Source organism: Clostridium sp. AM42-4 (assembly GCF_003480105.1).
In the GTDB taxonomy this organism is placed as follows: domain Bacteria; phylum Bacillota; class Clostridia; order Lachnospirales; family Lachnospiraceae; genus Brotaphodocola.
Window position 1 is genome coordinate 20,713 of the sequence record NZ_QUIK01000019.1, and the last position, 21,472, is coordinate 42,184.

General features: G+C 50.0%; 23 protein-coding genes. 2 read left to right on the plus strand and 21 right to left on the minus strand.

The window, feature by feature from the left end; genetic code table 11:
• Positions 1-42: 42 nt before the first annotated feature.
• The 5 genes from DW922_RS13740 to DW922_RS13760 form a co-directional block, all read right to left on the minus strand.
• On the minus strand, positions 43-1,257 hold the full coding sequence (locus DW922_RS13740; RefSeq protein ID WP_118726879.1) for an ABC transporter substrate-binding protein: 1,215 nt from the start codon (positions 1,255-1,257) through the stop codon (positions 43-45).
• 162 nt (positions 1,258-1,419) lie between these two features.
• Positions 1,420-2,424: an NAD(P)H-dependent glycerol-3-phosphate dehydrogenase gene (locus DW922_RS13745; RefSeq protein ID WP_118726880.1), complete on the minus strand. Its 1,005-nt coding sequence runs from the start codon at positions 2,422-2,424 to the stop codon at positions 1,420-1,422.
• A gap of 2 nt (positions 2,425-2,426) precedes the next feature.
• Positions 2,427-3,065: a glycerol-3-phosphate 1-O-acyltransferase PlsY gene (plsY, locus tag DW922_RS13750; RefSeq protein WP_118726881.1), complete on the minus strand. Its 639-nt coding sequence runs from the start codon at positions 3,063-3,065 to the stop codon at positions 2,427-2,429.
• Positions 3,066-4,394 carry a ribosome biogenesis GTPase Der gene (gene der / locus DW922_RS13755; RefSeq protein ID WP_118540750.1) on the minus strand — a complete coding sequence of 443 codons (1,329 nt, stop codon included), beginning with the start codon at positions 4,392-4,394 and terminating at the stop codon, positions 3,066-3,068.
• Positions 4,387-5,763: a DUF512 domain-containing protein gene (locus DW922_RS13760; RefSeq protein WP_118720102.1), complete on the minus strand. Its 1,377-nt coding sequence runs from the start codon at positions 5,761-5,763 to the stop codon at positions 4,387-4,389. The genes der and DW922_RS13760 overlap by 8 nt, the downstream gene beginning before the upstream one ends.
• 271 nt (positions 5,764-6,034) lie before the next feature.
• Between DW922_RS13760 and DW922_RS13765 the strand changes: the two genes are divergently transcribed.
• Complete coding sequence (locus DW922_RS13765; protein ID WP_118726882.1) at positions 6,035-7,243, plus strand: ribose-phosphate pyrophosphokinase; 1,209 nt, start codon at positions 6,035-6,037, stop codon at positions 7,241-7,243.
• 153 nt (positions 7,244-7,396) lie between these two features.
• Here the strand turns inward: DW922_RS13765 and pgeF are convergent, their stop codons facing one another.
• From pgeF to rplS, 6 genes are all read right to left on the minus strand, one after another.
• Positions 7,397-8,260 (minus strand): peptidoglycan editing factor PgeF, encoded by an 864-nt coding sequence (gene pgeF / locus DW922_RS13770; RefSeq protein ID WP_118720138.1) that lies wholly within the window; start codon positions 8,258-8,260, stop codon positions 7,397-7,399.
• Between the two features lie 26 nt (positions 8,261-8,286).
• Positions 8,287-8,643: a YraN family protein gene (locus DW922_RS13775; protein WP_118705676.1), complete on the minus strand. Its 357-nt coding sequence runs from the start codon at positions 8,641-8,643 to the stop codon at positions 8,287-8,289.
• A 26-nt stretch (positions 8,644-8,669) separates the two neighbouring features.
• On the minus strand, positions 8,670-9,314 hold the full coding sequence (locus tag DW922_RS13780; RefSeq protein ID WP_118726883.1) for a ribonuclease HII: 645 nt from the start codon (positions 9,312-9,314) through the stop codon (positions 8,670-8,672).
• Between the two features lie 2 nt (positions 9,315-9,316).
• Positions 9,317-10,177, minus strand: coding sequence for a ribosome biogenesis GTPase YlqF (ylqF, locus tag DW922_RS13785; RefSeq protein ID WP_118705672.1), 861 nt, complete (start codon positions 10,175-10,177; stop codon positions 9,317-9,319).
• Positions 10,178-10,324: 147 nt separating this feature from the next.
• Positions 10,325-10,870 (minus strand): signal peptidase I, encoded by a 546-nt coding sequence (gene lepB, locus DW922_RS13790; RefSeq protein WP_118726884.1) that lies wholly within the window; start codon positions 10,868-10,870, stop codon positions 10,325-10,327.
• A gap of 157 nt (positions 10,871-11,027) precedes the next feature.
• Positions 11,028-11,375: a 50S ribosomal protein L19 gene (gene rplS, locus DW922_RS13795; protein ID WP_118532592.1), complete on the minus strand. Its 348-nt coding sequence runs from the start codon at positions 11,373-11,375 to the stop codon at positions 11,028-11,030.
• A gap of 288 nt (positions 11,376-11,663) precedes the next feature.
• On the opposite strand from rplS, the gene DW922_RS13800 reads away from it, so the two are divergent.
• Positions 11,664-13,253: a potassium/proton antiporter gene (locus DW922_RS13800; RefSeq protein WP_118720098.1), complete on the plus strand. Its 1,590-nt coding sequence runs from the start codon at positions 11,664-11,666 to the stop codon at positions 13,251-13,253.
• A gap of 1 nt (position 13,254) precedes the next feature.
• Here DW922_RS13800 and trmD read toward each other — a convergent pair whose 3' ends face one another.
• The 10 genes from trmD to ftsY all read right to left on the minus strand — a co-directional run bounded on the left by trmD (position 13,255) and on the right by ftsY (position 21,391).
• The gene (gene trmD / locus DW922_RS13805; RefSeq protein WP_118705666.1) at positions 13,255-14,007 is read right to left on the minus strand and encodes a tRNA (guanosine(37)-N1)-methyltransferase TrmD; all 753 of its coding nucleotides are present in this window, start codon (positions 14,005-14,007) and stop codon (positions 13,255-13,257) included.
• A gap of 26 nt (positions 14,008-14,033) precedes the next feature.
• Positions 14,034-14,546, minus strand: coding sequence for a ribosome maturation factor RimM (gene rimM / locus DW922_RS13810; protein WP_118541211.1), 513 nt, complete (start codon positions 14,544-14,546; stop codon positions 14,034-14,036).
• Between the two features lie 65 nt (positions 14,547-14,611).
• Positions 14,612-14,839, minus strand: a complete 228-nt coding sequence (locus DW922_RS13815; protein WP_118532606.1) for a KH domain-containing protein — start codon at positions 14,837-14,839, stop codon at positions 14,612-14,614.
• A 17-nt stretch (positions 14,840-14,856) separates the two neighbouring features.
• Positions 14,857-15,099: a 30S ribosomal protein S16 gene (rpsP, locus tag DW922_RS13820; RefSeq protein ID WP_118532608.1), complete on the minus strand. Its 243-nt coding sequence runs from the start codon at positions 15,097-15,099 to the stop codon at positions 14,857-14,859.
• An 87-nt stretch (positions 15,100-15,186) separates the two neighbouring features.
• Complete coding sequence (ffh, locus tag DW922_RS13825; RefSeq protein WP_118540768.1) at positions 15,187-16,548, minus strand: signal recognition particle protein; 1,362 nt, start codon at positions 16,546-16,548, stop codon at positions 15,187-15,189.
• Positions 16,549-16,590: 42 nt separating this feature from the next.
• Entirely contained in the window at positions 16,591-16,932 is a 342-nt protein-coding gene (gene ylxM / locus DW922_RS13830; RefSeq protein WP_118726885.1) for a YlxM family DNA-binding protein, read from the minus strand.
• Between the two features lie 86 nt (positions 16,933-17,018).
• Positions 17,019-17,654, minus strand: coding sequence for an endonuclease III (nth, locus tag DW922_RS13835; RefSeq protein ID WP_118726886.1), 636 nt, complete (start codon positions 17,652-17,654; stop codon positions 17,019-17,021).
• 117 nt (positions 17,655-17,771) lie between these two features.
• A complete protein-coding gene (locus DW922_RS13840) occupies positions 17,772-19,079 on the minus strand; it encodes a chloride channel protein (RefSeq protein WP_118726887.1) in 1,308 nt (435 codons plus the stop codon).
• Between the two features lie 20 nt (positions 19,080-19,099).
• The gene (ilvA, locus tag DW922_RS13845; protein ID WP_118705662.1) at positions 19,100-20,362 is read right to left on the minus strand and encodes a threonine ammonia-lyase; all 1,263 of its coding nucleotides are present in this window, start codon (positions 20,360-20,362) and stop codon (positions 19,100-19,102) included.
• A gap of 90 nt (positions 20,363-20,452) precedes the next feature.
• The gene (gene ftsY / locus DW922_RS13850) at positions 20,453-21,391 is read right to left on the minus strand and encodes a signal recognition particle-docking protein FtsY (protein WP_118726888.1); all 939 of its coding nucleotides are present in this window, start codon (positions 21,389-21,391) and stop codon (positions 20,453-20,455) included.
• Between the last annotated feature and the right edge of the window lie 81 nt (positions 21,392-21,472).

Consider the following 21,472-nt stretch of genomic DNA (forward strand, 5'->3'; position numbering starts at 1 on the left):
CATTTTTTCACATTGTTTTTTTCACATCGCGTAAACCGCCAATTACTGCATCTCGTACTCGCCGTTTACGATCTTAACAGCCTTCGGTGCCTTGTTCGGCTCGCCGTTTGCATTCCAAACCATGCCTGCACCAGTCAGACCATCGATAGAGATCTCGGTCATAGCCGGCTTTAATGCATCACAGATATCGGAAGCGCTCATATCGGCGGTAACGCCAGCCTGCTCAACTGCTGCCTTGATTGCGTAAATTGCATCGTAGGAATCTGCAGCGAACTGGTTCGGCTCGATGCCGTAAGCTGCTACATAAGCCTCGGTGAATGCCTTACTGCTCTCCTCAGTGGTGGAGAACGGGGTTAAGAGCATCAGACCCTCTGCCAGGGAAGTATCGAAGTTCGTTACAGAAAGGATACCATCCATACCGTCACAGCCAAAGAAGATCGGAGCGAACTCTTTGTCGTGTGCCTGCTTTAAAATGATGGAAGCCTCCTGATAATAGATCGGAAGGAATACCAGCTCTGCGCCAGCGTCTTTTGCCTTGTCAAGCTGTACGGAGAAGTCGGTGTTGCTGTCTGCGGTAAATGCCTCGTCAGCTACGATCTCCAGACCCTGGTTTGCTGCCTCTGCAACAAATGCCTCACGGATACCAGAAGAATACTCGGTAGAGCTGTCGTAGATGATCGCGATCTTGGTAGCCAGCTTGTTCTCGCCAATGTACTTAGCGGAAGCAGTACCCTGATCCGGGTCAGCGAAGCATACGCGGAATGCGTTATCGGTTGCTACGCACTCAACTGCGGAACCGGACGGAGTGATCAGGAACATGTTGTCAGCCTCTGCCTCTGCACCTACAGCGATACACGGTTTGGAAGTGGTCGGACCGTCTAATACCTGCATACCCCAGTCTTTTAAGGTGTTATATGCGTTGATGGATTTCTCCGGATCGTTCTCGTCATCCTCAGCCTTGGTCTCGATCATCATACCGTTGATACCGCCAGCCTCGTTGATCTCCTTTACTGCCAGCTCTGCGCCGTTTGCTACTGCATTACCGTAAGCTGCGCCTGCACCGGTTAACGGTCCGATGACACCAACTTTTAAGGTGCTGCCTTCTGCTGCTGCCTCAGTCTCTGCACCCTCTGCTGCTGCAGTGGTCTCAGCATCGCCTGCTGCCGCGGTAGTCTCTGCCGGCTTGCTGCCGCCGCATGCTGCTAAAGATGCTGCCATCATAGCTGCCATACCAAAACTAACCAGTTTTTTCTTCATAATATTTCCTCCTCTTAATGAAAACAGGCTTCCTGAACCTTCAGGAAGCCGTGCCCTTAAAGCTGAACTAATTATAGTAGTCCGAAAAACACTTGTCAAGAACTTTCTTGCGTTAAAGTGAAAACAAAGTAAAATATTGCGGGATTTCCGTTCAGAAAATTCCTACCATGGAATATTTACACTTTCCACGGTTTTATCCCGCAGCATCAGGTCTGCCACTGCTTCTTTTGCAGATTTTCCATCAAAGAGCACTTCATTGACCGACTCGATGATCGGCATGGAAACCTGGTATTTACGTGCAAGGGCCAATCCCGCCTTTGCGGAATAGACGCCTTCAACCACCATCTGGACCTCATCCATGGCTTCCTTCATGGTATAGCCTTTTCCGATGAGGATACCGGCGCGGCGGTTGCGGCTGTGCATGCTGGCACAGGTTACAATCAGGTCGCCGATCCCGGTCAGACCGCCAAAGGTCTCTGCCTTTCCGCCCATCGCGATGCCGAGACGGCTGATCTCAGCCACACCGCGCGTAATGAGCGCTGCCTTGGTGTTGTCGCCATAGCCAAGGCCGTCTGCGATTCCGGCTGCCAGGGCAATGACATTCTTTAATGCACCGCCAATCTCGATTCCCAGGATGTCCGGGCTGATATAGACACGGAATACCGGACTCATAAAGATATTCTGGATTTTTTCTGCCGTTTCACGGGTCTTTGCACCTGCCACACAGGTGGTCGGAAGGCCGCGGCTTACTTCCTCCGCATGGCTTGGTCCGGAAAGGACGGCCACATCCGCTCCCGGAAGTTCTTCTTCGAGAATGTCCGTCAGCGTCATCAGGGTTGCTTCCTCGATTCCCTTCGCCACATTGACCACAAGCTGTCCCTCTGCTAAAAACGGTTTCATCTTTTTTGCAGTCTCCCGCACATAGATGGAAGGAACCGCAGTCACCAGAAGATCTTTATCTTTCATAGCTGACGCTAAATCTGCCGTAAATTCCATGTCATCCGGAAGCACCAGGTCCGGAAGTGTTTTTAAGCCTCTGGTTTCTTTCAGGCTTTCCACCTCTTTTTCAAAAGCGGACCATACGGTTACCTGATGTCCGTTCGCAGAAAGCAGGGACGATAACGCGATGCCCCAGCTTCCGGCTCCGATCACACCGATTCTTGCCATAGTCACGATTCCTTTCTGGCACCCAGTTTATTCTCTGTGCCGTTTAACAGTCGTTTGATGTTTGCGTGATGACGCCAGATTCCCATAACAGAAATCAGGCCTGCCAGCACATAAAATTCTGTCAAATGCGCCGCCGCAATGCCAAAGTCACCGCGTGCGCCGCAGATTACCATACCGATAAAGAAACAGATCATCACCAGGATCGATCCTAAGGAAACATAGCGGGTGATGGCTACTGCCGCCGCAAATACCACCAGACAGACCAGCATAACCCGCCAGTCTGTAGAAGCCAGAAGCCCTGCGGATGCCGCAATGCCCTTTCCTCCTTTAAAGCCCATGTAAAACGGGAAATTGTGTCCCAGGATCACACCAAATCCGGTGTAAAGTAAGTATACATACAGCATTTCCGGCTGGCTGCGGAATAAAAGCCGGGTCAGCAGGCAGGCAACGATCATCTTGCCTGCATCGCCTAAAAATACGATCAGTCCCGCTTTTTTGCCCATCACACGGAGGACATTCGTGCTGCCGGAGTTTCCGCTTCCATAGTTGCGGATATCCATATGTTTGGATCGGCTGTAAAGATAACCGGTCTGAAACAGACCGAACACATAACCCATGATCAGACAGACTGCCCGTTCCATTTAGTTCTCCTTTCCATTTCTTTCACGGATCAGGAATTTTAGAGCGGTACCCTTAAATCCAAAGGATTCGCGGATCCGGTTTTCTAAGTATCTCACGTAGGAGAAATGCATCAGTTCTTTGTCGTTTACAAAGATTACGAAGGTCGGAGGCTTTACCGCTACCTGGGTCATGTAATAAAGCTTTAAGCGCTTGCCCTTGTCAGACGGCGGCTGCTGCATGGCAACGGCCTCGGTCATGATCTCGTTGAGCACACCGGTCGCAATACGCAGGGTCTGGTTCTCGCGGACCATATCGATCAGCTCGAACATCTTATTCATACGCTGTCCGGTCACTGCGGAAATGAATACCATCTCTGCATACTGCATGAAGGACAGGGTGTCCTTGATCTTTCTGGTAAATTCGTAGATGGTCTTGTCGTTCTTCTCGACTGCATCCCACTTGTTCACAGCCACGATGATGCCCTTGCCGCGGTCATGGGCAATACCGGCGATTTTCGCATCCTGCTCGGTCACACCCTCGGTCGCATCGATGACCAGAATGACCACATCGGCACGCTCTACGGCAGATACGGTACGGATGATGCTGTAGCGCTCCAAATCTTCCTTGATTTTGCTCTTGCGGCGGAGTCCTGCCGTATCGATGAAGATATACTCGGTTCCGTTGTAGACAACCTCGGTATCGACTGCGTCACGGGTTGTTCCTGCGATGTTGGAAACGATCACGCGGTTTTCGCCAAGCAGCTTATTAATAATAGAAGATTTTCCTACGTTCGGCTTTCCGATGATAGCTACACGCGGGCGCTCATCCTCTTCTTCCTCTAACTGGTCTAAGGTGAAGTGCTTGGATACTTCATCCAGCAGGTCACCGATTCCCAGACGGGAAGCTGCGGATACCGGGATCGGGTCACCGATTCCCAGGTTGTAGAACTCGTAGACATCGTTTCCAAATTTCTGGATGCTGTCTACTTTATTGACTGCTAAAACAACCGGCTTTCCGGATTTGCGGAGCATGTCTGCTACTTTGGAGTCGGAATCCTGCAGGCCCTGACGTACATCCACAATGAAGATGATGACGTCAGCAGTGTCGATCGCGATCTGTGCCTGCTCACGCATCTGCGCAAGAATGATGTCACGGCTGTCCGGCTCAATACCGCCGGTATCGACCAGGGTAAAGTTCATGTTCAGCCAGGTGCAGTCCGCATAGATTCTGTCTCTGGTTACTCCAGGGGTATCCTTTACGATGGAGATGGTCTCACCTGCCAGTACATTGAACAGGGTGGACTTTCCCACGTTCGGGCGCCCTACAATGGCAACGATTGGTTTACTCATATGTGATCTCCTTTAATTCATAACCGTCATAAACGGTATCTTGTTCTTCTTCCAGGCCAAGAACGGCATCCACCAGATCCTGACCGCTTGATTTTACAATATTCACCGGGACTTGTAAAGCATTTTGCACATCCGTGCGGGTAAGGTCGTCGAGAAGTGTTTCCTCTCCACTTCGGAACATACAGATTGGAAGCAGCAGTCTCTCGCCCAGAGGCACCACAGAAAGCTGTTTTTCCAGATCCTGGCCGGTGATCAGTCCGGCTACCGTAATGCTCTCTCCAAAAAAGTCATTGCGGATTGCATACAGATTCACCTTTTTCTGCGGAAACTTCGCCTCGATCTTATCCAGCTGTTTACGCAGATACGGATAAGCCAGACGTCCGGTTGCAATGGACAATGTCTCTGGCTTTACCTGCAGTTTTTCCGGAAGTGCCTCCAGGGCTTCCGTTACTTCGCTGTCCAGAAGCCGCAGCATACCCACACCGTTTTCCAGCTGCGGGAAACCATCATACCGTTCTGTCTCCGGGAGTTCCCGCTCTGCCAGGATATAAAACTCATCGCTGGCATGGATAAAATGGATGCCATACTGCTCATACACGATCTTCTGCCACTTTTCAATAATGTCAATGGCACTCTCCGCATCTTCTTTTTCAAATGGCTTTAACGGATACAGTCCGTCCCGGTATTTGGAAAGTCCGACCGGCACGACCGAGGCACTCTGCATATATGGAAGATACTTTGTCATATCCCGGATGGTATGGTCGAGTTCTTCCCGGTCATTGACCCCCTTGCACAAAACGATCTGCCCGTTCATGGGAATCCCGGCTTCGCAGAGGCGGTCGATCTTCTTTAACGCGTCTCCCGCAAACCGGTTATGAAGCATCTCACAGCGCAGCTTTGGATTGGTCGTATGGACCGAAATGTTGATCGGTGCCAGTTTAAAATCAATGATACGCTGGATGTCGTGTTCCTTCATATTGGTCAGGGTCACATAGTTTCCCTGCAGGAACGAGAGGCGGGAGTCATCGTCCTTGAAATAAAGTGTTTCCCGCATGCCCGGCGGCATCTGGTCGATGAAACAGAAAATGCACTTGTTGCTGCAGGATTTGTAATCACTCATAAGGCCATTCTCAAAGGTAATGCCCAGATCCTGGTACTCATTTTCGATCTCCAGCTCCCACTGCTCTCCGTCTGCCTTTTCCACCAGCATGACCATGCTTTCACTGTCTACATAATATTCATAATCAAAGATATCTTCTACTTCATTTCCGTTGATCGTGAGCAGGCGGTCGCCCGGCTCTAACTCCAGCTCCTCTGCGATGGAACCCGGATCAACGGATTTTATCAGATGACCTTTTTGTTTCTTCATATAATATCCTTTCTGTATTGCACTCTTTTCATCATAACAAGATTCCTGTTCTTTGTCAAAGCTATCCGCACATGCTTTCTGATGATTTCTAATTGATTTCTAATAATTTCTCATGAAAACACCCGATTTCCATGTATTTTTTTATAAAATACCCGTGAACTCTTGACGCACTCCTTTTTTAAGGATATAAATAGGATGAATTCTGTTGCTGTCTGCATTCTGTATGCAGCAGCCAAAAACCACAATATTCTACCTGAAGGAGTATGTACCAATGGCTAACAACTATGTGTTTAATGACATTCTGCCGGTAGCGCCGTTAAAGCTCGCTGCCCTGGAAAGCTGTAAGAATCTGGCAACCAAGGTAAACGACCACATTGTTACCTTCCGCCGCAACGACACCGAGGAACTGCTTCGCCGCAAGCAGGACTTAAACTACCGCGGCTACGATGTCGATTCCTATCTTCTGGACTGCAAATGCCCGCGTTTTGGTTCCGGCGAGGCGAAAGCTGTCATCAATGAATCTGTCCGCGGCGTTGACCTTTTCGCCATGGTGGATGTCACCAACTACAGCATCCCGTACAGTGTCTGCGGTTACACCAACCATATGTCCCCGGATGATCATTTCCAGGATCTGAAACGACTGATCGGTGCTTCCGTTGCTACCGCACACCGCGTCAATGTTGTTATGCCATTTTTATATGAAGGCCGTCAGCACAAGCGCACCAAGCGTGAATCCTTAGACTGCGCTATGGCGCTCGAGGAGCTGATCTCCATGGGTGTCTCCAACATCATCACCTTTGACGCCCACGACCCGCGTGTCCAGAACGCGATCCCGCTTAGCGGCTTTGATAACTTCATGCCGACTTACCAGTTTGTAAAAGCCCTGTTCACCCACGACAAATCCTTAAAGATCGACAAAGACCATCTGATGATCATCAGCCCGGATGAGGGTGCCATGAACCGTGCTGTTTACCTGGCTAACAATCTGGGCGTTGACATGGGCATGTTCTATAAGCGCCGTGACTATTCCAGAGTCATCGATGGCCGCAACCCGATCGTGGCTCACGAGTTCCTGGGTACTTCCGTAGAAGGCAAGACCGTTCTCATCATCGACGATATGATCGCATCCGGTGAGAGCATGCTGGATACCGCACGGGAATTAAAGGATCGCAAGGCAGAAAAAGTTATCATCTGCTGCACGTTTGGCCTGTTCACCAGCGGACTGGAGAAGTTTGACCAGTATTACCAGAACGGCTACATTGACTACGTCATCACCACCAACTTAAACTACCGCCCGAAAGAGCTGTTAGACCGCGAGTGGTACCTGGAAGCTGACATGAGCAAGTACCTTGCCGCCATCATCAACTCCTTCAACCATGACGTTTCCATCGGCGCTGCACTTTCCCCGACCGAGAAGATCCAGAAGCTGGTAAAGCGGTATCACAACGATGGCTACGATTACTTCCAAACGATCCAGTAAATTTACGTGGAATCGGATCCGCCCTGTCCGGTTTTTCCTCTGGAGCAGACTGGCAGACACCAAAATACTTTAAGCATGAAAAAAGAACTTTACACAGTATACCATCTGCTGTGTGAAGTTCTTTTTTTAGAAAATAGTAATGGTTCCTGGTGCTCACTCTTTGAGTACCAGAAAAGCTGCCAGGTTTCCCCGCTCCGTTCCCATGATCCGGTGGGAAAAGAGATGTTCCGGATTGCAGCGCGTGCAAATGTCCGTCGTGTGAATCTGGTCTTTTGGGATTCCTGCCTCGTTTAATATGATCTGGTTTGCCCGCCACAGATCCACCTGGTATTTTCCATTTTCTTTCCGGTAAAACAATTCTGCATGATATTTCTTTGCGAAGTTTCCTGCAAATTCCTCAGCCACCTCCGGTCCTACCTCAAAGCAGTCCTGGCAGATGCTTGGCCCGATGCATGCGACCACATCCACAGGATCCGTTCCGTACTCACGGTTCATGGCCTCCAGGGTCGCTTTTCCCATGCGGTGCACGGTTCCGCGCCAGCCGGAATGGGACAGGCCGATTGCCTTATGAACCGGGTCCACAAAGTACAGCGGGACACAGTCCGCATAAAACGTCACCAGCGTAATACCCGGAATGTTGGTGATCAGTCCGTCCATATCCTGGTAATCCCGCTCTTTCCCGATGCCTTTTCCTGCGTCTGCTTCTGTCACGGTCCGCACGTTTATCGTATGTGTCTGATAGGAAAGTACCATACGATCCACATCGGTACCCAGAATTGATGCCATGCGGCGGTAATTTTCCATCACATGCGCGGGGTCATCGTTTCTAGTGAAGCTAAAATTCATTGTGGAGAAAACACCCTCGCTGGCACCGCCATGACGGGTAGAAAAAGCATGACTCACCAGACCGGTTTCGTCCAGAGCAGGAAATGCCAGATAGGTGACGCCGTTTTTCTCACGGATTTCGATTTCTGGAGGGTTGCTGTTTTGCTTACGGATCCACGCTTGCTGTTCCATCTTCTCATCTCCTATATCGTATTCTTTCATTCAAATGCATCCCGGATCCAGCTAATCTGGTCTCCCAGAATACTCACAACATCAAAGCGGCATGGCATGTTTTCCCGGTAACGGCGACTGTACAGATAAAACTGCGCTGTATAGCGGATTTTCTGCTGTTTGGCATAACCAACTGCCTCTGCAGGCATTCCATTCCGGGCTGTTTTCCGGTACTTTACCTCAAAAAACACCAGATAACGCCCGTCCCGCCCAATCAGATCAATCTCTCCCTGACGGCAGCGGAAATTGTGTTCCAGAATCTTCACACCCTGACGCGTCAGATACTGTGCCGCCAGATTCTCCTTGATGGTTCCAGTCTCCCGTTTATTTTCTTTATTTTCCATTCAAGTTCCCCGGAATTTTTTCCTCACTACACAAAGTTTTTGATAAAGGTTCTTCTGTGAATCGGCGTCGGTCCGAATTCTTTCAGCGCCGCAATATGTGCTGCAGTTCCGTATCCCTTATGTTTGGCAAATCCATATTCCGGGAATAAGGTGTCGTACTCCAGCATCATATGGTCCCTGGTCACTTTGGCCAGGATGCTGGCTGCCGCAATGGAAACGCTCTTGGCGTCACCCTTGATGATCGGCACCTGATTGATCGCCACGCCCGGGATCGTCACGGCATCATTCAATAGCAGATCCGGCTGTACCGGAAGTGCGGCAATGGCCTGACGCATCGCCTCGTAGGTTGCCTGCAGAATGTTGATCTCATCGATCACATCCGGTCCCACAATGCCGACACTCCACGCAACGGCCTTTTCCTTGATTTCCTCAAACAACGCTTCCCTGCGCTTCTCAGAAAGCTTTTTGGAATCATTCAAAAACAGGATTTCACAATCCACCGTCAGAATTGCCGCACCGGCTACCACCGGACCTGCCAATGGTCCACGTCCTGCCTCATCGATCCCACAGATCGCGCTGCAGGCTGCATAAGTGTCCTCATACTCCCGCATCAGGGCTAGGCGGGCACGCTCTGCCTCCAGCTTTTCTCCCTTTAATGTCCGAAGTGCCATGGTTACGCCTCCTCTGCCTTCTTCACCGGCGGGAACTCCAGGGTAATGCGTCCCAGTTTTCCGCTGCGGTAATCGTCAATTACCAGCGCTGCCGCACGGCTGTAATCCGGCTCGCCGCCCTTGGCCAGGCATCCGCGTACCTTGGCCACCTGGATCAGCAGGTTTTCGTCGGAAGATTCATCAATCTTATAACGGTCTTTTAAGACATCCGGATAATGTTTCTGAAGCAGTTTTAAAAGTTCCAGAGCCAGCTCATCTTTATTTAAGATTTCATCGTTGATGGAACCGATGAACGCCAGCAGCAGTCCCACTCTCTGATCCTCAAACTTCGGCCAGAGAATCCCAGGAGTGTCTAAAAGTTCCAGTGTCTTGTTCAAACGGATCCACTGGTTGCCTTTGGTCACACCAGGCTTATTTCCAGTCTTCGCGCAGGCTTTTCCGGCAAAGGAATTGATAAAGGTAGATTTTCCTACATTCGGGATTCCCACTACCATGGCACGGATCGGACGGTTCATGATACCTCTGCGGCGATCGCGTTCAATCTTCTCTTTGCACGCTTCCTGTACGACACCATGAATCTGTTTTAATCCTGCCCCGCTGCGGGAATTGATTTTCACCACATAGTAACCTTTTTCCTTAAACCATGCAGTCCAGGTCTCGTTGTAACGCTCGCTGGCCAGATCGGACTTATTTAAAAGGATCAGTCTTGCCTTGCCCTTTCCAAGTTCATCAATATCCGGATTGCGGCTGGCTAACGGCACACGGGCGTCCACCACTTCAATGATCAGGTCAATGAGTTTGATGTCTTCTTTCATGGCACGTTTTGCTTTGGTCATGTGCCCTGGATACCACTGTATATTCACGGATTTTCCTCCTGTATAATCTGTTTTCTATTCTGTTTCATATTCTGTGTGTCTCTGCTGTGTTCTTTTTTGCAGCTTTCCTGTTCCCGCACAAAGACAATTTCCATTTCCGTTTTTCCACTTTTTCAAACGGCATTCTGTTTTCCGTCAGGACCGGATCAGGCCGATCCGGATCAGCGGAAACAAACGCAGCCACACCTTTCCGATGATCTGGTCCTCCCGCACATTGCCGATGTTTGCGAAGCGGCTGTCTTCACTGCTGTCCGGGTTATCCCCGAGAAGAAAATATTCCTGTTCTTCCAATTTAACCGGTTTTTCTGCCAGTCCGGCAAGGGAAATCTTGCGGTCTTCCGGGAGTGCAACCTTTTCCTGGTTCACATAGAGTTCCCCATCTATGATCTGAATCTCGTCTCCCGGAATTCCGACCACGCGCTTTACATTCGTCTTCTGGTCTTCCCGCTCAAACACCACCACATCCATACGGTCCGGTTTTCCAATCTCGTAGGTCAGGCGGTTCATCAAAACAATGTCGCCGGAGCTTAAAAGCGGATGCATGGACTGGCCATTTACGGTAACCTGCGTTCCAAAAAATACCAGGCAGAACCAGGCAAACGCCAGCACGACTACCACATCCACGATCCAGCCACATATTTTCCGGATCAGATTCTGTTCTTCATTCTGATAAAAATCCACGTAACAGCTCCTTTACGATATGCGTGTAAAAAAATAGGAAGTTGCAAGCAACCTCCCCTTTTCCAATTACGCAAAGAAAAACCGGGTCTTTCTAGTTTTTCCATGCGTAACTACGCAGAAAGGGACAATTTTCATTGTCCCCCTCATCCACGCAAAATTATTTTACTAACTCTTTAACCTTAGCAGCTTTACCTACTCTGTCTCTTAAGTAGTTCAGTTTTGCACGTCTTACTTTACCTCTTCTAACAACCTCGATGTTGTCTACGAATGGGGAATGAACCGGCCAGGTCTTCTCAACGCCGATGCCGTTGGAGTTCTTACGAACGGTGAAAGTCTCTCTTGCGCCGCCGTTCTGTCTCTTGATTACGGTACCCTCAAATACCTGGATTCTCTCACGGTTACCCTCTTTGATCTTGTTGTAGACCTTAACGGTATCGCCTACGGAAAACTCCGGTACGGAAGCCTTTAACTGTGCTGCTTCAATGTTCTTAATAATTTCGTTCATTTGTGTGATCCTCCTTCATATGTTTGATGTTCTTTAATGCTTCTTCCGCAACAGAGGAACATCTCTTTTCTCGTCACAACAGTGTTATGATATCACATGGCCAGATAAATTGCAAGCACTATTTTTGCGAATTTAACGTGAATAAAGATACCGTTAAAAAGCAAGCACACATCCGAAAATGGTTTGACGAACTACTTTTTTCATCGCTATAATACCTTACATCTCTACTTATAAAAATAAACAACACGTAATGCAACTCTTTGCATTGCCGCTGGAAAGGAGCGCTTTATGAATCAGATCCTGCTGCTCACCGGAATTGTGATCGTAATCTGCATTTTATCCGGCCGTCTCATCGATAAACTGGGCGTCCCTTCCCTTCTTGCGTTTATCCTGTTGGGCATGTGCTTTGGAGTGGACGGTATCTTTAAAATATCCTTCGATGATTATCAGTTCAGTGAGCTGATCTGTTCCGTCAGCCTTATTTTCATCATGTTTTACGGCGGCTTCGGCAGCAACATCAAAGAGGCAAAGCCGGTCATTCCCCAGGCTATTCTGCTTTCCACAATAGGAGTTCTGCTCACAGCCGGAATTACAGGCCTGTTTATCCACCTGGCATTCAAACGCCCGCTTCTGGAAAGCTTTCTGGTGGCCTCTGTCATCGGCTCTACCGATGCTGCCTCTGTATTCAATATCCTGCGTTCCAAGAGCCTGAACTTAAAAGACAACACTGCTTCTCTCCTGGAAATTGAGTCGGGATCCAACGATCCTGTCTCCTATATGCTGACGGTGATCTTAACCTCCATCCTTACCGGGCATTCGGTCCACGTGCCATCCATGCTGTTTTTCCAGGTTGCATTCGGCATAGGCTGCGGCGTGTGCATTGGAAAACTCACTGCCCTTCTCTTAAATAAAGCAGAATTCGATATTGCCCAGGGCAAGACGATCCTTGTCTTTGCAGCAGCCATACTCGCCTACACCATTCCTGATCTGATCGGCGGGAACGGATATTTGAGCGTGTACCTGTGCGGGATCATTCTGGGGAATTCCTATCTTCCCCACAAGCGGGATATGGTGCGGTTTTTCGATGTTCTGACCGGCGTTGCGCAGATGATGATCTTTTTCCTGTTGGGACTGCTCGTCACACCAAGCCAGCTGCCGCAGGTGATCCTGCCCTCTTTTGTGATCATGGCATTCTTAACACTGATCGGACGTCCGTTATCTGCAGCGATACTTTTATCTGGTTTCAAATCTTCATTCGGGCAGATCGGATTGGTATCCTGGGCCGGCTTGCGGGGCGTCGCATCCATTGTGTTTGCCATCTATGTCGTTTTGCGCCAGGTGCCGCTCGGCTATAACCTGTTCAACCTGGTCTTTTGCATTGTGCTGTTATCGATTTCCATTCAGGGTACCCTTCTTCCCTGGATGTCAAAAAAACTCCGCATGATCGATGAACACGCCGACGTGCGCCGTACCTTCAATGATTATCAGGAAGAAGAAAACATCAGCTTCGTGAAATTTCATCTGCTTTCCCAGCATCCCTACGTTGGGAAATGCTTAAAAGAAATCACGCTGCCGCCTAAGCTGCTCGTCGTGGTACTGATCCGCGGGAATGAAATTCTGGTTCCTAACGGAGACACCTGCTTAAAAGCCGGAGACCTCATGGTTGCGGCAGCAGAAGAATTCCGCGACCGGAAAAACATGACACTTCGGGAAATCACCGTAGACAAAAATCACAAATGGAATGGAAAATCCCTAAGTCACATTCCAATGCCGGAAGGGACTCTGGTCGTCATGGTTTCACGGCAAAAAGAAACGATGATACCCACAGGGAATACCATCGTGTATGAGGGAGATGTGCTGGTTTTGGCAAAATTCTAATTTAACAGGAAGGAGTTTCTTCCTTCTCCGCCATCAGCTCCGCCAGATACTGCCGCTCTTTCTTCGACAGATTTGCGTCTTCCAGAAGGTCTGGTCTGCGCTCTAAGGTCCGCTTAATGGACTGCTGCCGTCTCCAGGTCTCGATATTCTTGTGGTGTCCGGAAAGAAGCACCTCCGGCACGCGCATGCCCTCATAAACCTCCGGGCGGGTGTACTGCGGGTACTCTAACAGATTGTCGTGGAAGGACTCGATCTCTGCGGATACATCGTTGTTTAAGACACCCGGCACCAGGCGGGAGATGCAGTCGATCATGACCATGGCCGGAAGCTCACCGCCGGTCAGCACATAATCGCCCACGGACAGATAATCCGTTACGATCAGCTCCAGGGCGCGTTCGTCAATGCCTTCATAATGGCCGCATAAGAACACCAGGTCTTCTTCCTGCGCCAGTTCTTCCGCGATCTTCTGGTTGAAGGTCTGGCCCTGCGGGGTCATGTAAAGCACGCGCGGGCGCTTGCCGATGCGCTCGCACAGCGCCTCATAAGCATCGCAGACCGGTGCTGCCTGCATGACCATGCCAGCACCGCCGCCGTATGGGGTATCGTCCACATGACCGTGTTTTTCTTTCGTGTAATCCCGGATGTTGACCGCCTCAATGGAGAGCAGGCCTTTTCCGGCTGCCCGGCCGATGATGCTGGTGTTCAGACCATTTAGCACCATCTCCGGGAACAGGGTTAAAATATGATAATTCATCGTTCTGGTTTCCTCCTGTCTTTCCCTTACAGATCCAGAAGACCATCTAAAATGTGAACGGTAACAGTCTGGGTCTCCAGATTGACATCCAGAATGCACTGCGGAATGGCCGGGAACAGGTATTCCTTGCCTTCCAGGCTCTTGATCACGTAGACATCGTTCGCACCGGTCTGTAGGACATCGGTCAAGGTACCAAACTCCTCTCCCTCATCGGTCACGACCTTCAGACCGATCAGATCCGTGATAAAGTTCTCGTTCGGAGCCAGCTTGACTGCCTGGTCGCGGCGGATCAGCAGATCCTTGCCTTTGTATTTCTCAATGTCGTTGATATTATGAAACTCCTTGAACTTTAAGATGACCATATTTTTAAAGAACTTTACACTCTCGATGGATAATGTCATCTGCTCTCTTCCGGTATCAAGGATGACTGTTTTCAATTTTTTAAAACGATTCACATCGTCGGTTGTAGGGTACACTTTGACCTCACCGCGTACACCGTGGGTGGATGAGATCACACCAACTCTTAAGGTATCCTCCATCATTTTGTTCCTCCTATACAAAAAGAAAAACTGCCGCAGGAAAACCCGACGACAGTTTCTAATGGTTACTGTATATCTACAACAACCTTTTTTTCTTCTTTGGAAGCGGCTGCCTTGACAACGGAGCGGATTGCTTTCGCGATGCGTCCCTGTTTGCCAATCACCTTTCCCATATCAGATGGGGCAACCTTTAATTCAATAAAAGTGCCGCTTTCCTTTTCGGTCTCGGTAACAACCACCTCGTCCGGATTGTCAACTAATGCTTTTGCAATAACCTCAACCAGTTCTTTCATAGCGATCACCTCTCAGATTACTGAATACCAGCGGTCTTCAGAAGCTTTGCTACACGGTCGGTCGGCTGTGCGCCGTTTGCTAACCACTCCTTGGTAGCCTCCTCGTCAAACTTGATAACGCTCGGCTCCTGGTTCGGATCGTAAGTACCAACCTCAGCGATGAATCTGCCATCTCTTGGGGATCTGGAATCTGCAACGATGACTCTATAGAAAGGTTTCTTCTTAGCACCCATTCTTCTTAATCTCATCTTTACTGCCATGTCAATTTCACCTCCTTAAAATTATACTGTTCATTTATCAACAAATACAGAAATGCTCTGTACTGTCACCATGTAAGCTGCCTTAGATTAGAAAGGCATTTTCAGCTTTCCGAGCATACCGCCCAGTCCGCCGCGTCCACGCTTGCCGCCCATCATGCCAGGAAGCTGCTTCATCATCTTTTTCATCTGATCAAACTGCTTGGCAATGCGGTTTACCTCGCTGATATCCACTCCTGCGCCCTTTGCGATACGCTGTTTGCGGGAAGGATTTAAGAGGCCCGGATTCGCGCGCTCTTCTTTTGTCATGGACAGGATGATGGCCTCCACGCGGTCCATGGACTTTTCGTCCACCTCCGGGATTCCGCCTTTCATCTGTGACATGCCCGGCATCATGCTCATGATACTGGTCAGTCCGCCCATTTTTTTGATCTGACGCATCTGGTCCAGGAAATCGTTGTAGTCAAACTCTGCTTTGCGCAGCTTCTGGCTCATTTCCTTTGCCTTTTCCTCGTCAACCTCCATCTCGGCTTTCTCGATCAGGGTGAGGATATCTCCCATGCCCAGAATACGGGATGCCATGCGGTCCGGGTAAAACTGTTCCAGATCGGAAAGTTTTTCGCCCATACCTATATATAAAATCGGCTTTCCGGTTACGGCCCGGATGGAAAGGGCTGCACCGCCTCGGGTATCGCCATCCAGTTTGGTGAGGATGACTCCGTCGATACCGACTTTATCCTGGAAATTGGATGCTACATTGACTGCGTCCTGACCGGTCATGGCGTCTACTACCAAAATCGTCTGGTCTACGTTCACAGCCTCTTTGATGTTCTGAAGTTCCTCCATCATGCCTTCATCGACGTGAAGACGTCCGGCGGTATCTAAGATCACCACATTGTAGCCATTCTTTGCCGCGTGCTCCATAGCGGCCTTTGCAATGTTGACCGGGTTCTGATTCTCTCCCATGGAGAAGACCGGAACACCCTGTTTGTCTCCGTTGATCTGGAGCTGCTGGATTGCTGCCGGACGGTATACGTCACAGGCAACCAGAACCGGCTTGCGGCCCTTCGCCTTCAGCTTTCCTGCGATCTTCGCTGTCGTTGTCGTTTTACCTGCACCCTGAAGACCTGCCATCATGATGACGGTGATCTCATTGCCAGGCTTTAATGCGATTTCCGTTGTCTCGGAGCCCATGAGGCGGATCAGTTCTTCGTTAACGATCTTGATCACCATCTGGCCCGGCTGTAAGGAACCAAGCACTTCTTCGCCAACGGCGCGTTCCTGAACGGAGCTTATGAACTGTTTTACAACCTTGAAGCTTACGTCTGCCTCTAAGAGAGCCATTTTTACTTCCTTAAGAGCAGTCTTTACATCCGCTTCGCTTAAACGGCCTTTGCCGCGCAGGTTTTTAAACACGTTCTGCAGTTTATCGGATAAGCTTTCAAACGCCATAGGTAACCTCCTGTTCAGAACCGATCACGGCGTCTGCCGAAATCAAAGTTCCATGATGTCGTTGGAAATCTGTTCAATCTCGTCGATCAGATTTTCGTCTTTTGTTTCTTTGAAAATCCGGGTCTTCTTATGGATTTCCTCTACCATGCGGCGTGTAGTCTGGAATTTGCTGATCAGATGCAGCTTTTCTTCATACGCGCTCAAGGTTTTGTCACAGCGCTTGATGAGGTCGTGAACACCCTGACGGCTGATCCCGTTCTCTTCTGCGATCTCGCTCAAGGACATGTCATTGTATACCACATCCTCGTAGATGCTGCGCTGATGCTCTGTGAGCAGTTCTCCATAAAAATCATAAAGTAAACTTTGTTTTACAATGCTTTCCATAACATCACCTTGGCTATCATACACGAAAGTGATGTTGCTGTCAAGTATTTTTTCTTGACACCGCAAAAAAATTTTCTATAACTTTTCTATACCCCGTTTTTCTGGCAGATGTCGTTTAAGCAGCACCGGTCGCAGTACGGCTTTGTGCGGGCCGTGCAGACCTCGCGTCCGTGCCACACCAGACGGTGGCAGAAATCGCTCCCCTCTTCCGGCGGAACCAGCTTCCAAAGTGCCATCTCCACTTTTTTCGGCTCTTTGATGCCGTCCACCAGTCCCATGCGGTTCACCAGGCGGATGCAGTGGGTATCGGTAACGATCGCCGGTTTGTGAAACACATCGCCCATAATGAGGTTGGCGCTCTTTCTTCCCACGCCCGGAAGCTTTAACAGCGCGTCAAAATCCTCCGGGACCTTTCCGCCGTACTCATCGCGCAGCATTTTCATGCAGGCGCTGATGTCGCGGGCTTTGCTCTTTCCCAGTCCGCACGGCTTTACGATCTCTTCGATCTCTTCCACCGGTGCGTCCGCGAGTGCGTTTACATCCGGAAATTTCTCGTAAAGAGCCGGAACGACTTTATTTACCCGCTCATCGGTACACTGTGCTGCCAGACGCACACTCACTAAAAGCTTCCACGCCTCTTCATAATCCAGCGTACAGTCTGCATCCGGGTAGGCTTCCTTCAGTCTTTGGATAATTTCCAGGGTCTTCTGTTTTTTTGTCATAAGTCTCTTCCTCCCTGATCGTAAAAACAGGCGCCGGTTGTTGCGAAAAGCACACCGGCACCCGTATCTAGGTATGTTGCTGTTCACGCATGCGTGCCAAAGCACATTCTTTTTTTGTTACCCGTTCGATTTCCGGTTGATGAATTCGGTCCGGATCTTGGAATATACAAATTTCTGGCTGTGATACAGTCCGTAATATCCCGACAAGGTAAAGCACACAGCTACCGCAATGGAATAATACGGCATTGCGGAAAAGCCGAACAGTTCAAATGCCATAAACATGGTGGAAACCGGGCAGTTTGTCACGCTGACAAACAGACAGGCCATACCGGCTGACGCGCAGAGTCCCACCGGAAGTCCGGTCGCCAGGGCAAAGACATAGCCAAATGCCGCGCCTACAGTCAGTGTCGGCACGATCTCGCCGCCTTTAAAGCCCGCTCCCAGGGCTGCTCCGGTAAACAGGATCTTTAACAGAAACGCATACACCGGAATCGCCTCGCCCTCGAAGACCTTCTCAATGATCTGTGCACCGCTGCCATTGTAAAGTCTGGACGGGAACAGCAGCGTCAGCACGATAAAGATCGCGGAGCCTGCCAGAATGCGGATGTACGGGTTCGGAAAATATTTCCGGTACGCATGGCCGCAGTGGTGCAGACTGACGCAAAGTAAAATTCCCACGCAGGCGCACAGGATTCCTAAAATAACCGCATAAACTGCGCTGCCAGGTCCAAACTCCGGCACTACGCCGATCTCATAATGCTCCGGCACCAGGCCGAGATGTCCGGAGATCGCCGCGCCCAGAAACGACGCAAACAGGCACGGAACCAGCGCCGCGTAATACATGACGCCGATGCTGATGACCTCCATGGCAAACACGCCTGCTGCCAGCGGTGTTCCAAACAATGCCGCGAATCCGGCGCTCATGCCGCACATGATCGCGATCTTGCGGTCTTTTTCGTCCAGGTGGATTACTTTTCCGATCACATTTCCAAGGCTTCCGCCAAGCTGCAGGGCCGCGCCCTCTCTTCCGGCAGACGCCGTCACTGCATGGCTCAACAGCGTGGATACAAAGATCAAAGGCGCCGTAGCTGCCGTGACATCTTCCGTGGAAGAAATGGAATCGATGACCATATCCGTGCCCCGGTTTTTCTCCTCGTTGGTCACACGGTACAGCCACACGATAATGAGACCGGCAACCGGCATCAGAAACAGTGTCCAGCCATGACTCTTCCAGAAAGAAGTAACAAGCTGGATCCCATGTCCAAACAGCGTGCCAACCAGCCCGACTACCGTTCCGGTCACCAGAGAAATCAGCGTCCATTTTAAGAAATAATGAATATTCTTCTGCAGTGATTTTAACTGTTCTGCATAACAGGAATGCGCCCCAGACGCATTTCCGGATGTTTCATTTGTTTTGGTATCCATACTTCATTCCCCTGTTTCGATTAGTCGCTGTAGGTGCCTTTGGACTTCACCAGCTTCGGACGGTATCCGGCATCGTTTAATGCCTGCACGATACGGTTCTTATGATCGGTTCCCTCAGCCTCCAGGGTAATGCGCAGCTCTACAGCCGCATTGCGGTTGATGCTGATGAACTGGTTATGCTCCAGCTTGATGACATTGCCGCGCTGCTCTGCAAGCAGGGAAGAAACCTTTGCCAGCTCGCCTGGCTTGTCTGGAAGCAGAACGGATACGGTGAAGATACGGTCTCTCTGGATCAGGCCATGCTGTACTACAGAAGACATGGTGATGACATCCATGTTGCCGCCGCTCAAAATAGAAACGATCTTCTTTTTCTGTACGTTTAAGTGCTTCAGGGCTGCTACGGTTAAGAGGCCGGAGTTCTCGACGATCATTTTATGGTTCTCCACCATATCGAGGAAAGCTACGATCAGCTCGGAATCTTCCACGGTGATGATGTCATCCACATTTTTCTGGATGTACGGGAACAGCTTCTCGCCCGGGCGCTTCACAGCGGTACCGTCTGCGATGGTGTTTACGGTCGGAAGGGTCAGGACATGGCCTGCCTTTAAGGACTCCTGCATGCAGTTTGCGCCAGCCGGCTCCACGCCGATGACTTTAATCTTCGGATTTAATAATTTTGCAAGGGTGGAAACACCGGTGCACAGACCGCCTCCGCCAATCGGAACCAGAATGTAATCTACGGTCGGCAGCTCCTTAATGATTTCCATGGCGATGGTTCCCTGTCCGGTTGCCACATCCAGGTCATTGAACGGATGCACGAAGGTATAGCCGTGCTCTGCTGCCAGTTCGTAAGCGTGGTCGCATGCCTCATCGAAGACATCTCCGTAAAGAACAACCTCAGCGCCATAGCTTCTGGTACGGTTTACCTTCATAAGCGGTGTGGTGGTCGGCATCACAATGGTTGCCGGAATGCCAGCCAGCTTCGCTGCGTATGCAACACCCTGTGCATGGTTTCCTGCAGATGCGGTGATCAGGCCGCGCTGCTTCTCCTCCTCCGTAAGGGTGCTGATCTTGTAATATGCGCCGCGCACCTTATAAGCACCGGTATACTGCATGTTCTCCGGTTTGAAGTAAACCTTGTTTCCGGTTGCTGCGGAGAAATACTCACTGTAGACCAGTTTGGTCTCCTGGGTCACTTTCTTGACTTCCTCAGAAGCCTCCTCAAATTTTTCGAGGGTTAAGTCCTCTTCCTTCTGCTCTTCTAATACCTTTTCGTTTTCCATGTCTGTAATCTCCTTTTCGTCTGGTGTGGTATCAAAATCCTGTATTGCTTTTTTGTTTCTTATGGCAACGGTATTACTTCCTATTTGCGTTTAATCTTCTTTCTTTACATCAAACAGTGCTGTCACAAAATCCTGGGAATTGAACTTCTGGAGATCGTCGATCTTCTCGCCCACTCCCACGTATTTTACCGGGATGCCCAGTTCGGACTGGATCGCAACTGCAATGCCGCCCTTCGCTGTACCGTCCAATTTGGTCAGGATGATGCCGGTGATGTCCGCAACCTCCATAAACTGCTTTGCCTGGGCCATGGCATTCTGTCCGGTAGTTCCGTCCAGCACGACCAGCGTCTCGCGGTATGCATCCGGGTATTCCTTGTCGATGATGCGGTTGATCTTTTTTAACTCCTCCATCAGGTTCTTCTTGTTATGAAGACGGCCTGCAGTGTCGCAGATCAGCACATCTGCCTGGCGGGACTTCGCCGCTGCAACTGCATCGTAAATGACGGCTGCCGGGTCAGAACCCTCCTGCTGGGCAATGATCTCTACGCCGGCGCGGTTTGCCCACTCCGTGAGCTGCTCGATCGCTGCCGCACGGAAGGTATCGGCTGCCGCAAGGATGACCTTCTTGCCCTCATCCTTTAACTGGCCTGCCAGCTTACCAACAGAGGTTGTCTTACCAACTCCATTGACACCAATGACCAGGACAACGGATTTGCGGTTTTCAAACTCGTAGGCATTCTCGCCCAAATTCATCTGCTCCCGGATGGAATCGATCAAAAGCTGCTTGCACTCTGCCGGTTCCTTGATGTGCTGCTCCTTTACCTTTTTTCTTAAATCATCCAGCACGGACATGGTGGTCTGGATTCCCAGATCGCCCATGATCAGGGTCTCCTCCAGCTCCTCATAGAAATCCTCATCAATAGCGGAAAAGCCACTGAAAATGGAATCCATGCCGGAAACGATATTCTCACGTGTTTTATTTAAGCCCTCAACCAGACGGCTGAAAAAGCCCTTCTTCTTTTCTTCCACGCGCACTCCTCCTTGCTTCTTTTATATTCAGGAAACGAATCTTTCGATGTTTTTCCTTTTGCACATGTTCCTCGCATCCTT

Coding starts and splice junctions, on each gene's coding strand:
- DW922_RS13740 (WP_118726879.1), bottom strand. CDS start 1,257: ATGAAGAAAAAACTGGTTAGTTTTGGTATGGCAGCTATGATGGCAGCA.
- DW922_RS13745 (WP_118726880.1), bottom strand. CDS start 2,424: ATGGCAAGAATCGGTGTGATCGGAGCCGGAAGCTGGGGCATCGCGTTA.
- plsY (WP_118726881.1), bottom strand. CDS start 3,065: ATGGAACGGGCAGTCTGTCTGATCATGGGTTATGTGTTCGGTCTGTTT.
- der (WP_118540750.1), bottom strand. CDS start 4,394: ATGAGTAAACCAATCGTTGCCATTGTAGGGCGCCCGAACGTGGGAAAG.
- DW922_RS13760 (WP_118720102.1), bottom strand. CDS start 5,763: ATGAAGAAACAAAAAGGTCATCTGATAAAATCCGTTGATCCGGGTTCC.
- DW922_RS13765 (WP_118726882.1), top strand. CDS start 6,035: ATGGCTAACAACTATGTGTTTAATGACATTCTGCCGGTAGCGCCGTTA.
- pgeF (WP_118720138.1), bottom strand. CDS start 8,260: ATGGAACAGCAAGCGTGGATCCGTAAGCAAAACAGCAACCCTCCAGAA.
- DW922_RS13775 (WP_118705676.1), bottom strand. CDS start 8,643: ATGGAAAATAAAGAAAATAAACGGGAGACTGGAACCATCAAGGAGAAT.
- DW922_RS13780 (WP_118726883.1), bottom strand. CDS start 9,314: ATGGCACTTCGGACATTAAAGGGAGAAAAGCTGGAGGCAGAGCGTGCC.
- rplS (WP_118532592.1), bottom strand. CDS start 11,375: ATGAACGAAATTATTAAGAACATTGAAGCAGCACAGTTAAAGGCTTCC.
- DW922_RS13800 (WP_118720098.1), top strand. CDS start 11,664: ATGAATCAGATCCTGCTGCTCACCGGAATTGTGATCGTAATCTGCATT.
- trmD (WP_118705666.1), bottom strand. CDS start 14,007: ATGAATTATCATATTTTAACCCTGTTCCCGGAGATGGTGCTAAATGGT.
- rimM (WP_118541211.1), bottom strand. CDS start 14,546: ATGGAGGATACCTTAAGAGTTGGTGTGATCTCATCCACCCACGGTGTA.
- DW922_RS13815 (WP_118532606.1), bottom strand. CDS start 14,839: ATGAAAGAACTGGTTGAGGTTATTGCAAAAGCATTAGTTGACAATCCG.
- rpsP (WP_118532608.1), bottom strand. CDS start 15,099: ATGGCAGTAAAGATGAGATTAAGAAGAATGGGTGCTAAGAAGAAACCT.
- ffh (WP_118540768.1), bottom strand. CDS start 16,548: ATGGCGTTTGAAAGCTTATCCGATAAACTGCAGAACGTGTTTAAAAAC.
- ylxM (WP_118726885.1), bottom strand. CDS start 16,932: ATGGAAAGCATTGTAAAACAAAGTTTACTTTATGATTTTTATGGAGAA.
- nth (WP_118726886.1), bottom strand. CDS start 17,654: ATGACAAAAAAACAGAAGACCCTGGAAATTATCCAAAGACTGAAGGAA.
- DW922_RS13840 (WP_118726887.1), bottom strand. CDS start 19,079: ATGGATACCAAAACAAATGAAACATCCGGAAATGCGTCTGGGGCGCAT.
- ilvA (WP_118705662.1), bottom strand. CDS start 20,362: ATGGAAAACGAAAAGGTATTAGAAGAGCAGAAGGAAGAGGACTTAACC.